The sequence below is a fragment of the Bacillus sp. AFS073361 genome, assembly GCF_002567005.1.
Taxonomy (GTDB): domain Bacteria; phylum Bacillota; class Bacilli; order Bacillales; family Cytobacillaceae; genus Neobacillus.
The window spans coordinates 120,528-133,709 of the sequence record NZ_NUZU01000007.1 but is presented as its reverse complement, the minus strand read 5'-3'; the positions used below and the strand labels follow the sequence as shown (position 1 = coordinate 133,709).

The following is a 13,182-nucleotide window of genomic DNA, read 5'->3' as shown; positions in this document are numbered from 1 at the left end:
CACTATTTAATTCTTGGCAATACAATCTATGAAAGTTGTATGCTATTATATTGTAGGTAAATTATTAATAGGAGGCTTATCACCCCTTGTCCAAATTTGAAAGAGCAATAATTATTGGCGGAGGCATCTCAGGGAAATTAGCAGCACGTGTTGTGTCTGATTTTTTCAAAGAGGTAATGATTATCGAACGTGATTACGAACCTCAAGGCCCCATTCCAAGAAAAGGTGCCCCACAAGGTGAACATTTACATGCGCTCCTCCAAGCTGGTGAGCATGGTCTCGAAGCGTTGTTTCCAGGTATAACAAAGAAATTCCACTCAAGTGGTGCAGTGAAAATAAACTCTACGCAGGATCTAGCATGGTTCCACCATGGTGTCTGGAAATTACGTTTTAATGGTGGATACACAACAACTCTGCAAACGCGCCCACATTTAGAGTGGCATATAGACCACTACATAAAAGCTATACCGAACGTAACCTTTCTTTATAATCACACGGTTGAAAACTATATTTATAATGAGGAAAAGAATCAAATTACAGGAGTCGTTCTTATCGATAACAGTGGGACAGAAAAAAATCTAACAGCGAACCTTGTTATTGATGCAAGTGGAGTGAGCAGTCTCTCTAGTAGTTGGCTAAACAAACGTGGTGTGTCTATCCCTGAACAAAAAGTGAAAATTGGATTAAGTTACATTACTAAATCTTTTCAACTGCCTGAAAGCCAATCAAGAGACTGGGCTATTAAACTTGTCTATCCTAATCCGCCACAAGAAAAAATAGGTGGTACCATCTCTAGGGTAGAACGAGAATGTCATATTGTCACACTTATAGGCTATCATAATGAGGTAAACGAAAAAGAGGTAGTCAAAAGTGATAATGGCTTTATAGACCTAACAAAAAAATTACCTAAATTAGATATCTACCATGAAATAAAGGATGCAGTTCCTCTTTCCGGAACCTCGGTCTATCGTGTACCACATATCGTTTGGAAACAATTTAATAGGGTAAAGAATTTGCCCGGCGGACTGTTATTGATAGGTGATACGGTTTGCAGAATTGATCCTGTTTTTGGTCAAGGTATGAGTATCGCAGTTTTAGAGGCTCTTAAACTGCAAGAACTCCTTCAAAATGAAAGTCATGATCTTCTAAAAGTCACTACTAATTTCCATAAACAAGAAGCTAAAATCATCGCCCCTATTTGGAATATGGTGATTACAGAAGATTTTCGATATCCCGAGACCATTGGGAAAAAACCTGCAGGTCTTTTCATTCAGCAATGGTACGCCAAAAAGATTTTCCTCTTATCATCGGAAAATCAAGAAATATATAATTCGTTCATCAAAGTCATGAACCTAATTCGTCCGATGACCATCTTAATGAGCCCTCGAATTATCAAACAGGTATTGAAAAAGACCTTTTCAAAATGAATTTTTATGGGACATCGTCCCGCAAATAGGGTGTCAGGCACCAATAGTTAATAATAGCAGGTTCATATAAAATAGTTAGGACCTGGTTCAATTTGAAAGAACCAGGTCCCTTTTATCCTTCTAATCAGCTACTCTTCAAATTATCCATTTTATTTACCACCGGAGTCTCATTCAAAGCCCGCAACTTTTTAATATCTACTCTTATCAATAGTGAAATCGCTAATGCAATGATAAACAACCCCGAAAATACAAGAAGTGTTCCTCGGTAGCTTCCGGTTGTTTCTCGAATCCATGAAACGAATATCGGACCGACTAAACCGGCTGCTGCCCAGGCTGTCAAAATATAGCCGTGAATGGCGCCCAACTGCTTCGTTCCGAATAGGTCGCCTATATAGGCTGGTATCGAAGAGAATCCTCCCCCATAACAAGTCATGATCATATAAACAATGATTGAAAACAGAATACCCACTGTAATGTTCGGTAAAACAAAGAAGGCAACAATTTGGAAAGCAAAAAATAGAGTATACACATTTGGTCGGCCAATGTAATCAGAAATAGTTGCCCAAAGAATACGTCCGGAACCATTAAATAACCCCATAATTCCTACCATTGTCGCAGCAGATGCCGCTGTTATACCAACCAACTCTTGTGCCATAGGCGATGCAACGGAAAGAATGGCAATCCCACAGGTTATGTTGATAAAAAGCATGATCCACAACGCCCAAAATTGTCTTGTTTTTACCGCTTCATTTGCCGTTAATTGTCTAAGATCCTTTTTTATCCTTTTATTCCCTGAAGTTTCAACCGTTGAATCAAAACCTTTAGGTACCCAACCTGCTACTGGCGGAGCAAGGTATTGAGCGGAACAAAAAATGACTAGAAAATATGTACCGCCAAGAATATAAAAGGTGTTGGAAATGCCGTAAGTTTGGATTAAGTGATTCATTATTGGACTGCTAATCATTGATGCAAAGCCAAACCCCATAATAGCTAGTCCGGTTGCCAATCCTCTTCGATCAGGGAACCATTTGACCAATGTTGACACTGGTGTAATATAACCAACCCCTAAGCCAATACCAGCAATGACACCATAAAATAAATAGAGTAATAGTAAAGATTCAAAGTGTACAGCTGCCCCAGCACCAGCAACACCAACTCCAAAAAACAAGGAACTAAGAGTTCCAGACACTCTTGGTCCGAACTTCTCCACAAAATGGCCTAAAAAGGCCGCGGATAATCCTAAAAATAATATGGCTAAACTAAATGTAAATGAAATCTGTTTTAATCCCCAGCCCATTTGCTGCTGTAATGGGTTTGTAAATACACTCCATGCATATACCGATCCTATCGAAATATGTATTCCAACTGCCGAAAGAGCTATAAGCCATCGATTCTTCATCTGACCCTTCATCCCCGTTTCACATAATATTTATTTAGATATCAAATTCAGATTAATCTTTTAAACAACTTCCACTTCACGTGTAATGTTTGTTATTTGACTATATTAACCTACAATTTTATGTATTTCAAGCGAAAAATTCAATTTAAACACGAATTATAAATTATATTCTTTAATTATTGTTCGTGTTTTTATCAAAAAATCATGTTTAGGTCTTTCGCCTTTTTTCTATTTTCATAAAACATCTTCAATAGAAACCGCATACAATGTTGGTGAACAAACAAGGACAGGGGGTGAAATCAGATGGGTTCTAACCATTGTTCCTGTGGCATTTTTGGAATTTTTCTTGGATTTTTAACAGGTGCCATTTGGCTATTGTTTGGATTATTGTGGGTGACTTCTTTGCTTGGAGTTATCGGTCTAGTTGGTTTAATTGTTACCGTTCTAAAATTCCTTATCATTGTAATTGGCTTCCTTGCATTCCTTATCTTTGGATTATACGTATTTAGGAGGGCATGGCATCACATTAAGTGAAATAGCAAGCAGAATTGAGCCAATTTGGATTTATATATAAGGGCAGCCTCAATTAGAGGCTGTCCTTTACAGTTACTTCCATAAAAAAACGGGCAACTAGGGTTGTTTAATGCCCTGGTGCCCGCTTTTTAAATTAGAATTTAGAATGATAGTTATCGATTTCCCATGCATGAACCGCTGTACGGTAGCTGTCCCATTCTGCTTTCTTCATTGAAACATACTCGTTGTATACGTGCTCACCTAGTGTATTAGCCGCAATATCTCCTGATTCTAATTCTTTTATTGACTCTGCTAAACTTCCAGGCAGGCTATCGATGCCACGGAAGGCTCTTTCTTCTTCTGTCATATGGAAAATATCTTCATTAATCGGAGCTGGTGCTTCTAGTCCTTTTTCGATTCCATCCAGACCCGCAGAAGCAATCACTGCAAACGTTAAGTAAGGGTTAGCTGATGGATCTGGACAACGTAATTCAACACGTGTCGCAAGGCCTTTTTTCGCTGGAATACGAATTAACGCTGAACGGTTTGACGCAGACCAAGCAAGATAACAAGGAGCTTCATAACCAGGCACTAATCGCTTATAAGAGTTTACTAGCGGGTTTGTTACTGCCGTAAAGCTCTTCACATTTTCTAGAACACCCGCAATGAATTGATAAGCTTTTTCAGATAATTGTAACTCATCGGATGGATCAAAGAAGGCATTTTCGCTACCTTCAAAGAAGGACATGTTGACATGCATACCAGAACCATTGATTCCAAATACTGGCTTCGGCATAAAGGTTGCGTGTAATCCGAATTTCTTCGCTACTGTCTTCACGACCCATTTATATGTAGTGGAAAGGTCAGCAGCCGTTAATACATCTGCATATTTAAAGTTAATTTCATGTTGCCCTTCAGCTACTTCATGGTGAGAAGCCTCAATGGTGAAGCCCATTGCTTTTAAGGCACGGTAAATTTCTAAACGAACGCGCTCGCCAAGGTCATGTGGAGATGGCTCAAAATAACCGGCCTTATCACCAAGTTCTTGTGTTGCATAACCATTTTCATCTGTTTTAAAAAGGAAAAATTCTAACTCTGGACCCACTGAAATCGTGTATCCATGTTTCTCGGCGCGATCCACTGTTTTCTTTAAAACATTTCTTGTGTCTCCTTCAAACAAGGAACCATCTGGGTTCTTAACAGAACATAGGAATCTAGCTTCCGAATATCCGTTTTCAACTGTCCAAGGAAGAACCGCAAAAGTAGCTAAATCAGGCTGTAAATAAAGATCTGATTTGTTAATAGGTGAGAAACCTTTGATTGAAGAACCATCAAACATCATTTTACCTTCAACGACATCTTCCAATTGCTCAATAGTTACAGTAACGTGCTTTAAGATTCCTTCGATATCGACAAATTGCAAGTGTAATAATTCAACACTTTTTTCGTTAATGATTTCTTTAATTTGTTCAAGAGTTGTGGCAGCACCTGGTGTGTTTGAAATTAATGTTTTTGTCATGTCACTTTACCTCGCAATTTCATGTTATATTTTATTACATCGATTAATATAAACTGATTATAATAAAAAAAGAATAGTTTGACAATCTTTTTAGGTAAATATTTTGAATATTTATTCTGAATTTTTAGTAAGCGTTTTCATAAAACACCTGATTAAATCTAATATTCTCATGAAGTTCAGCAAATCTCGTGTTCATATTTATGCAGATTTATGTATATTATTTTAGGTTTATCATTTAAACAGTCTATCGTATTTTAGCTAATACAAAAAAACAGCTGCTAGAGAGCTCTCTAACAACTGTTTTGAATTCAACCTATTCATATACTGCTTATGAAGCTTTTTGAATAGTAATACTTTTTCCTTGTTTACGTTTTTCATTAAATTCTGCCGCAGCAGTGAAAAGTACGTCTGTAGATGAATTTAATGCCGTTTCAAAAGAATCTTGTAAAACACCAATAATAAATCCAACGCCAACCACCTTCATGGCAACATCCATTGGAATTCCGAATAAGCTGCATGCCAGCGGAATCAGTAATAAGGAACCACCCGCAACACCTGAAGCACCACAAGCACAAACAGCTGATAGAACGCTTAGGATGATGGCTGTCGGAATGTCCACTTCAATATTTAATGTATGGACCGCTGCAAGTGTCAATACAGAAATGGTAACAGCTGCTCCCGCCATATTGATGGTTGCACCTAAAGGAATCGATACGGAATAAGTATCCTTATCCAAACCTAGTTTTTCACATAATTTCATATTGACCGGAATATTTGAAGCGGAACTGCGTGTGAAGAAAGCTGTAATTCCACTTTCCTTTAAACACATAAATACAAGCGGGTATGGGTTTTGACGAGTTGCAGCGAACACAATGATTGGATTAACAACAAGCGCCACAAATACCATACAGCCAAGCAAAACAGCAAGCAATTTCCCGTAACTCAGTAATGACGAGACTCCGTTAGTTGTAATAGATTCAATAACAAGGCCCATGATTCCAAATGGAGCAAATTTGATTACCCATGTAACCAGTTTGGACACCGCATCTGAAAAGTTAGAAATCATTGTCTTGGTTGTATCTGGAGCATTTTTTAACGCTAAACCAAGGAGTACAGCCCAAGCTAAAATACCAATATAGTTCGCATTGTAAATAGCTTTAACTGGGTTATCTACAACGTTTAACAATAACGTTTTGAGAACCTCTACCACACCGCCTGGAGCTGCTAATTCCTCCGAACCGGTTGCAAGTGTTAAGCTGACCGGAAAAATAAAACTGACAATAACCGCAACTAATCCAGCCAAAAAGGTACCTAAAAGATAAAGAAAAATAATGGATTTCATGTTTGTTTTGTGACCACTCTTATGCTGAGCGATGGCTGACATTACCAAGAAGAGCACGAGGACGGGTGCGATGGCTTTTAGAGCACCTACAAACAAAGAACCTAAGATAACAACAGGCTTTGCTGCTGCTGGGACCGTAACAGCTAGAATAATGCCAATAATCAAACCGACAATTATTTGCTTTACCAGACTAATTTGATTCCACTTGTTCACTAGACTTTTCATAGAATTCCTCCACTAGTTTAAGATAATTGCAAATTCATAGTCCATTTAGGTGTACATATCCTCTCTCTGCTTTATCTACTGAACTATTTTAGAACTAATAGTATTATAGTGAATATTTAGATATATTACAATAGTATTTCCTGGTATTAATCAGTAAGCAACCAATGCAAACGCTTTTACTTTCGTAATTTCATTCTAAAGCCTCCTTAATAACAATTGAATAAAAGACTATGAAAATGGAGGCTAAAAAAATTTACACGGAAAGGAATAAAGAAAAGTCTAAATAAAAAGGAGTGTTTCACGGTGCCTGACACCAATGAAACACTCCTTTTTAAATCCAGCATCTATCTCCTAAAGACAATATAGTCTAAAATAACAGGCTCGGTATCATTGGCCCTTAAAAGTTGATTGATCTGTCCTCGGTGATATTGACCATGTAAAGCAACATGGGTCAAGATGTCTCTTACCGAATTCTTAAACTCTATGCCTTTGCTGTTCCTGTATGAAACGATTTGTTCGAGACCAGAGTCAGTTAAACCCGAAAGGAATTCTTTAAAGTTTTGATTATTTCGATTAGCCAGTTCTACACATGATTCTATACTAACATCTGCCCAGATAGGTAAATTTGAACTGTCTGATCCTGTTAACCTGGTCAACCACACCTGTTCAGCGAGAAGGATATGTGCGAATAGCCTGTTAATTTGTTCATTCTCCCCCTTCATATTTTGCAAGGTTTCAAGAATCCGTTGATTAGACCAATGTAAATGCTCAAACATATTTCGGATTGTTTTCATGCGTACACCTCCATGTATTAACTAGTGTTGTTACTTTTGCGTCCCTCGATTTTTTTCGATTAACCATTTATATATCGGAACTTTCTGTTCCAAGTCGTAAGACAAGAACCTATTCATCATCATTCTCATCTTCACCATGAACCCATTCAATCGAATAATACGACTCAATTATTGCTTCCTCAACCCCCCAGCCAATTAAGTCGACATTAGAAATAATGTTACGTAATCTATTAGAAAAGGCTTTATATAGTTCTTCATCACGATCACATTCCATGGCTACTTTATCAAACATCCTCACTAGACTGGTGTAGAAACCTTCATTTATATCACCATATGAATTTGTAAATTTCACACACATTTCCACATAAAAAAGCATAAGGTCAACTGTTCGTTTCTCATCATTTGTTGCCTTTTTAAAAGCAGTTATCTCCTTTTTTGCTTCTGTCAATCGGAGTTTCTCAGTTCCTCTTTCTGGAAAAAATTCATTTTTAATTTTTTTCTGGGTTTGATGAAAAAGAACTTCAATTACTTGGTCCCCTAGAAATTTACTGGATAAGTAGTTTTGAACCTCTTTGTTTGACTTATACATAGCCACGATCAGTTCAATCAATTCCTTTTGGTCATATCCTTTTAACTGTTTTTTTAAATCAGTAATCTTGATTTTCATAGATCCTCCACTATTACTACATTCATCATAACATTTAATTTTCAAATATTTTATGTGAATGATATTTAAATCCTAGATACTCATAGTTTTGTTTCCTGTACATTTCTCTCGGAGTGTCTTCACCATCCGCTACTAAAATGATGGTTTTATTAGTATATTTCTCCATAACAAATTTTTGCAGCCTGCTGCCAATTCCTTTTTTCTGAAAATCCTCATCTACCACCAGGCCATCAATTTCGGCGGTTTCTTTCGAAATAATCACATCTACTGAACCTGCTGGAACTCCTTTATAAAATGCAAGCAGCTGCTGAATAGACGGATCTTCAAAATTTCTTTTAGCTAATTCCCTCTTTTGATTTGCAAATTCCGAACCTAATTCCAAATCATGCTTATACTGCAATTCAAGGAAAGTTTCCAGGTTTTTATCTGTCACAACTTGTACCTCTACATCCGGGTTGTCTGCCACCAAAGGAAATTGTTTAGGCTGGATGGCGTACAATTCGAGAAATCCAATACTATAACCTGAATCCTTCATGTAAGCTACTAATTCCTCCGCTAGCTTTTCGTTTGGAGGAAAATAAAACTTTACATGATTTTGACCATTTTTTAAATGATAATTTCGCAAGTAAAACTCCACACTTTTAAATTCCGATAAAGATGGTGATAACTTAAACTCTATAAAATTACTATCATATCTAAGTAACATTTCAGGATAATGAATGTGTTTGTATTGATTATTTTCAAATACAACCTGACCAACCACATAAATATTCTCGAATGTTATATTCTTCATCGATTTAGTCCTCTTTTCCATAAATGTCCGACCATATGAACTATCCAAATTCATTATATACTTTTTCTATAATTGTTGGAATAATTGACATTTTTTAGAATGGTGACCGCACGGAGCTTCTTAAAGGTATTTTATTAGAACCTATGCAAAAAGAGGAGTATGATGAGGTAGAGATAATTTATAAAACCAACAACTAAAGGAGTATTTTTCAATAATGAACTATATTCAGCGCGGGACACACACATTTAAAATGGTAAACATCGCTTTATTTGCCGGTGGATTTAATACATTCGCGATCCTTTGGGGAACACAGCCATTACTGCCGGAGATCGTGAAGGAATTTCATATTTCACCAGCTGTATCCAGTTTAAGCTTGTCCTCTACCACTATTGCTTTAGCGGTGAGTATGTTGATTGCTGGTTCTTTATCAGAAGTATTTGGCCGGAAACCAGTCATGACTATTTCTTTAATTGTTTCATCGATTCTATCCATTTTAACTGCGTTTAGTCCAAATTTTCATCTATTAATCTTATGTAGAATCTTACAAGGGATTTCATTAGCAGGATTGCCTGCTGTTGCGATGGCCTACTTAGGTGAGGAAATTGACCCTAAAAGTTTAGGGATGGCAATGGGATTATACATTAGCGGGAACTCCATTGGCGGAATGGGAGGTCGAATAATTAGTGGAATTTTAACAGATTATTTTAGTTGGCATGTAGCATTGGCCTTTATTGGAATCATTAGTTTGCTTGCTAGTCTTATTTTCTGGTCTATTTTACCGAAATCTACACATTTTAAACCGCGAAAATTTGAAATTAAAAAATTAGCAATCTCCTTGTTTGTCCAATTTAAAGAACCAGGCCTCCTTTATTTATTTTTAACTGGATTTCTATTAATGGGATGCTTTGTATCGTTATATAATTACATTGGTTTTGAGTTAATGGCTCCACCTTATTCTTTAAGTCAAACCTTAGTTGGCTTTATATTCATTGTGTATATTGTTGGAACATTTAGTTCTACTTGGATGGGAATGTTAGCCGATCAATACGGGAAAAGAAAACTATTAATGGTGTCATTGTTCATTGTATTGTTAGGGACATGTATAACGCTAAATTCGTCTTTATCGTTAAAAATTATTGGAATAGCCATTTTTACGTACGGTTTTTTTGCTGGACATTCGATTGGAAGTGGTTGGGTGGGACAAATCGCTACTCATGATAAAGCACAAGCATCATCCCTATATTTATTTTTCTATTATGCGGGATCTAGTATCGGAGGAACGGTGAGTGGTGCATATTATAGTAGTTTTGGCTGGCATGGTGTTGTCTCCATGATTGTAGTCCACACGATAATTTCTATCATCATAGTAATTCGATTAGGTAGCATTTCTATAAGAGCATTACGGCATTCTCCACATAGAATTTAAGAAACAAGGAGTCTTACTCGCAATATTGTACAAGATCTATACTTTGTAACGTTTTGGGATAAATGACTAAAAGAAAAGCCCTGGTGCCCTCCAAAATAATTGATTAGGCCCAGGGCTTTCATATACAAATATATAGACACTAAACCTAATAAAATAAAACCGCCAATTTTTTTAATCTACAAAAACACCCCAACCGTCCGAATAACCACCATGTGGTTTACTTAAGTCATTTAATTTTTTCTGTATTTTAATTAATTCACTATGATTTAATAGCATTCTTTTCGAGCAAGAACATGCCCACTCATCTGTTTCGTCATCTTGCTCTAGGAAACAGTTGAATCCTTCTCCTTTTAGTACTTGCGATAATTTTTCACCTGTCATTTGATCAAGCACGGCCACAAAAAACTCAACTGACTGTGGTTTTTTAAAATTCACTCCATCTTTATAAAGACTTTGTAAAGCCACTCCATCCGCATCATTTGGAAATTTCATTGGTTTTTTCCTCCATATTCTATTACATTCAATATTTATTATAATTCACTTATTTCTATTCCACTAATCAAATTAGCTTGACTTAACATATTATTAACATATTATTAACATCTTCTACATAGTCTCTTAAAATACGAAGGATATAATGTGAATTGTACAACAATCCACTACTAATAAAAGGGGGATATAAATGTTCTTAAAAAAACTAACTCAAAATGGCCTAATTACGATTGTTTACTATAAAAATGGTGCATTGCAAACCTTAAAAGGGCGGGTTTATCACCTAAATCTTAAAGAGCAATTGCTTTCTTTAAAAGATGAAAAACAAATGTTATTTTCCATTCGTTTATCTTCTGTAAGACATATTTATTAACAGTTTTATTTCACCAATGAAAGCTAATAAAGAAATCCCCACCCCTAAACCTTGAAAAGGTTATTTTTTTTCTGAATTTTCCATTAGAACAAGAAGATGCCTTGGTCATGTTATACCAAGGCACCTAATATTTGGAAAATTCTTTTTTGAATTGGATTTAGCTATGCGTGATCCTTATTTTTGACGCGGCTATTTCGGCTCGGTTCCTTGCTACTTCAACAGACTCTCCCGAACTTAAGACCACCGCCATCCGACGGCCTACTTTTGTTTCAGGCTTTCCAAAGATTCTTACTTGGGTATTTGGGATAGATAAGCTGTCCTCAATGCCTTCAATTTGGTATCCTTTACTCTCTTTCCATGCTTTAACCGTGCGACTTGCACCAGGAGTTAACAGCTGAATCCCTGGGATGGAATATCCTAAAATGGCCCGTATGTGCAAGGCAAACTCAGAAAGATCCTGCGTAGCCATGGTAACCATTCCCGTATCATGTGGTCGTGGTGAAACCTCACTAAAATAAACACCCTTTGCCGAAAGAAATAATTCAACGCCAAAAAGTCCGTATCCTCCCAGGGCATCGGTGATTTTTTTTGCGATGTCCTGCGCTTCTGCTATTTGTTCCTCTGACATAGCATGCGGCTGCCAGGATTCAATATAATCCCCATCTTTTTGGACATGACCGATTGGAGCACAAAAGGTTGTGCCTGAGACAGAACGAACCGTTAACAGTGTGATTTCAGAATCAAAGTGAATAAATTCTTCGACAATCACTCGAGCTTTTTTGCCTCTTCCACCCGAAATTGCCTCATTCCACGATATTTCAACATCCTCGATAGAACGACAAATGGTTTGTCCTTTTCCAGATGAACTCATAATCGGTTTAATTACACATGGAATACCGATTTCTTGTACGGCACTTCTTAATTCCTCCAGCGTGTCTGCAAAGGCGTATTTCGCAGTTGGAATCCCCAATTCTTCACTAGCCAATCTTCGGATTCCTTCTCGATCCATCGTCAGGTTCGTTGCTTTAGCCGTTGGCACAATACAAAAACCTTCATTCTCAAGATCAATTAACGTTTCCGTTGCGATTGCCTCAATTTCAGGAACAACCAAGTCCGGCTTTTCTAGTTCGATCACTTTTCGCAGTTCTACTCCATCAAGCATATCAACAACATACGAATGATCGGCTACCTGCATGGCAGGAGCATTTTCATAACGGTCAACAGCAATCGTTACCATACCAAGGCGCTGAGCTTCGATAATCGTTTCTTTTCCGAGCTCTCCCGAACCAAGTAACATCACTTTTTTTGGTTTGCTAGAATTTGGGTAACTAATCATCTTATCCACTCCTAAATGTTTGCTTTTTAGTTATAATATCGTATAATCAATGGGAATATCAATAGAAAAATAGTTTAAATAACGAACATTTATATATTTTATACTATTAATCATTCGTCTGACCAAAGGATTCATACTATCAATACGAAGGGAAATAAAAAATAGAAATAAAAGATTCGTAAATTAACGAATTAAGAAAAGAAAACACTATTTTATTTAGTTTAAAAGAGATAAAATAAAAAGTAATTTAAAATTGACGATAGAGGTGCCAAAGTGAAAGAGATTATTTTGATTTTGCTGTTACAATTGGTTTATGTACCTATTTACACACTGCGAACAATCTTTTTGGTTAAAAATATAACCGTGTTAGCATCAATTTTAGGTATCGCAGAAATGTTAATATATGTTTTTGGGCTTTCACTCGTATTTGGTGGGGATCAAAGTATTATTGCAATGGTAGTTTATGCCGTTGGTTTCGGGTTAGGAATCATCCTTGGAACGAAATTAGAACAAAAAATAGCAATTGGTTATATTAACGTTACGGTTAATACACAAGAAAAAAATGGTCATTTGATAGACACTTTAAGACAAAATGGTTTTGGTGTTACATTATATACAGGTGAAGGACGCGACAGTGAACGTTATCGAATGGAAATATTGACAAAGAGAAATAGAGAAAATGAACTAATAGCTACTGTCGAAAAATTTGAACCTAATGCGTTTATTATTTCATACGAGCCAAGAAGATTTAAAGGCGGTTTCTTATTGGATCGACTTCGTTAGAAGCGAAATGTTGTATATGCAATTTTTACAAGATAAAAAAATGACGTGTGTCAAACCACACGTCATTTCTTATGCCATTTATAAAGATGGAAC

Annotated in this window: 13 protein-coding genes; 5 read left to right on the top strand and 8 right to left on the bottom strand. The window is 36.6% G+C overall.

The genetic code is table 11. The annotated features are described in order from the left end of the window. Window positions 1-86: 86 nt before the first annotated feature. The gene (locus COJ96_RS05015; RefSeq protein WP_098571876.1) at window positions 87-1,427 is read left to right on the top strand and encodes an FAD-dependent monooxygenase; all 1,341 of its coding nucleotides are present in this window, start codon (window positions 87-89) and stop codon (window positions 1,425-1,427) included. 124 nt (window positions 1,428-1,551) lie between these two features. Here COJ96_RS05015 and COJ96_RS05010 read toward each other — a convergent pair whose 3' ends face one another. Beyond that, the gene (locus tag COJ96_RS05010) at window positions 1,552-2,838 is read right to left on the bottom strand and encodes an L-lactate MFS transporter (protein ID WP_098571875.1); all 1,287 of its coding nucleotides are present in this window, start codon (window positions 2,836-2,838) and stop codon (window positions 1,552-1,554) included. A 291-nt stretch (window positions 2,839-3,129) separates the two neighbouring features. On the opposite strand from COJ96_RS05010, the gene COJ96_RS05005 reads away from it, so the two are divergent. Further along, entirely contained in the window at window positions 3,130-3,360 is a 231-nt protein-coding gene (locus tag COJ96_RS05005; protein ID WP_098571874.1) for an ABC transporter, read from the top strand. A gap of 133 nt (window positions 3,361-3,493) precedes the next feature. Here COJ96_RS05005 and glnA read toward each other — a convergent pair whose 3' ends face one another. From glnA to COJ96_RS04980, 5 genes are all read right to left on the bottom strand, one after another. Continuing rightward, entirely contained in the window at window positions 3,494-4,858 is a 1,365-nt protein-coding gene (glnA, locus tag COJ96_RS05000) for a type I glutamate--ammonia ligase (protein ID WP_098571873.1), read from the bottom strand. Between the two features lie 328 nt (window positions 4,859-5,186). Then, window positions 5,187-6,425: a serine/threonine transporter SstT gene (gene sstT, locus COJ96_RS04995; protein WP_098571872.1), complete on the bottom strand. Its 1,239-nt coding sequence runs from the start codon at window positions 6,423-6,425 to the stop codon at window positions 5,187-5,189. 344 nt (window positions 6,426-6,769) lie between these two features. Further along, window positions 6,770-7,219 carry a DinB family protein gene (locus COJ96_RS04990; RefSeq protein ID WP_098571871.1) on the bottom strand — a complete coding sequence of 150 codons (450 nt, stop codon included), beginning with the start codon at window positions 7,217-7,219 and terminating at the stop codon, window positions 6,770-6,772. 109 nt (window positions 7,220-7,328) lie between these two features. Beyond that, window positions 7,329-7,886: a DUF6155 family protein gene (locus COJ96_RS04985; RefSeq protein WP_180229984.1), complete on the bottom strand. Its 558-nt coding sequence runs from the start codon at window positions 7,884-7,886 to the stop codon at window positions 7,329-7,331. A 34-nt stretch (window positions 7,887-7,920) separates the two neighbouring features. Beyond that, entirely contained in the window at window positions 7,921-8,679 is a 759-nt protein-coding gene (locus COJ96_RS04980) for a GNAT family N-acetyltransferase (protein WP_098571870.1), read from the bottom strand. A gap of 214 nt (window positions 8,680-8,893) precedes the next feature. Here COJ96_RS04980 and COJ96_RS04975 point away from each other — a divergent pair, with 214 nt between their 5' ends. Then, complete coding sequence (locus COJ96_RS04975; protein ID WP_098571869.1) at window positions 8,894-10,105, top strand: MFS transporter; 1,212 nt, start codon at window positions 8,894-8,896, stop codon at window positions 10,103-10,105. A gap of 171 nt (window positions 10,106-10,276) precedes the next feature. On the opposite strand, the gene COJ96_RS04970 is transcribed toward COJ96_RS04975, so the two are convergent. After that, entirely contained in the window at window positions 10,277-10,597 is a 321-nt protein-coding gene (locus COJ96_RS04970) for a ribonuclease E inhibitor RraB (RefSeq protein ID WP_098571868.1), read from the bottom strand. 190 nt (window positions 10,598-10,787) lie between these two features. Between COJ96_RS04970 and COJ96_RS04965 the strand changes: the two genes are divergently transcribed. Beyond that, window positions 10,788-10,970, top strand: coding sequence for a YolD-like family protein (locus COJ96_RS04965; RefSeq protein WP_098571867.1), 183 nt, complete (start codon window positions 10,788-10,790; stop codon window positions 10,968-10,970). A gap of 157 nt (window positions 10,971-11,127) precedes the next feature. Here COJ96_RS04965 and purT read toward each other — a convergent pair whose 3' ends face one another. Then, window positions 11,128-12,306 (bottom strand): formate-dependent phosphoribosylglycinamide formyltransferase, encoded by a 1,179-nt coding sequence (purT, locus tag COJ96_RS04960; RefSeq protein WP_098571866.1) that lies wholly within the window; start codon window positions 12,304-12,306, stop codon window positions 11,128-11,130. Window positions 12,307-12,579: 273 nt separating this feature from the next. On the opposite strand from purT, the gene COJ96_RS04955 reads away from it, so the two are divergent. Next, window positions 12,580-13,089, top strand: coding sequence for a DUF2179 domain-containing protein (locus tag COJ96_RS04955; protein ID WP_098571865.1), 510 nt, complete (start codon window positions 12,580-12,582; stop codon window positions 13,087-13,089). Window positions 13,090-13,182: the final 93 nt, after the last annotated feature.

Coding starts and splice junctions, on each gene's coding strand:
- sstT (WP_098571872.1), bottom strand. CDS start 6,425: ATGAAAAGTCTAGTGAACAAGTGGAATCAAATTAGTCTGGTAAAGCAA.
- COJ96_RS04965 (WP_098571867.1), top strand. CDS start 10,788: ATGTTCTTAAAAAAACTAACTCAAAATGGCCTAATTACGATTGTTTAC.
- purT (WP_098571866.1), bottom strand. CDS start 12,306: ATGATTAGTTACCCAAATTCTAGCAAACCAAAAAAAGTGATGTTACTT.
- COJ96_RS04970 (WP_098571868.1), bottom strand. CDS start 10,597: ATGAAATTTCCAAATGATGCGGATGGAGTGGCTTTACAAAGTCTTTAT.
- COJ96_RS04980 (WP_098571870.1), bottom strand. CDS start 8,679: ATGAAGAATATAACATTCGAGAATATTTATGTGGTTGGTCAGGTTGTA.
- COJ96_RS05005 (WP_098571874.1), top strand. CDS start 3,130: ATGGGTTCTAACCATTGTTCCTGTGGCATTTTTGGAATTTTTCTTGGA.
- COJ96_RS04990 (WP_098571871.1), bottom strand. CDS start 7,219: ATGAAAACAATCCGAAATATGTTTGAGCATTTACATTGGTCTAATCAA.
- COJ96_RS04985 (WP_180229984.1), bottom strand. CDS start 7,886: ATGAAAATCAAGATTACTGATTTAAAAAAACAGTTAAAAGGATATGAC.
- glnA (WP_098571873.1), bottom strand. CDS start 4,858: ATGACAAAAACATTAATTTCAAACACACCAGGTGCTGCCACAACTCTT.
- COJ96_RS04975 (WP_098571869.1), top strand. CDS start 8,894: ATGAACTATATTCAGCGCGGGACACACACATTTAAAATGGTAAACATC.
- COJ96_RS05010 (WP_098571875.1), bottom strand. CDS start 2,838: ATGAAGGGTCAGATGAAGAATCGATGGCTTATAGCTCTTTCGGCAGTT.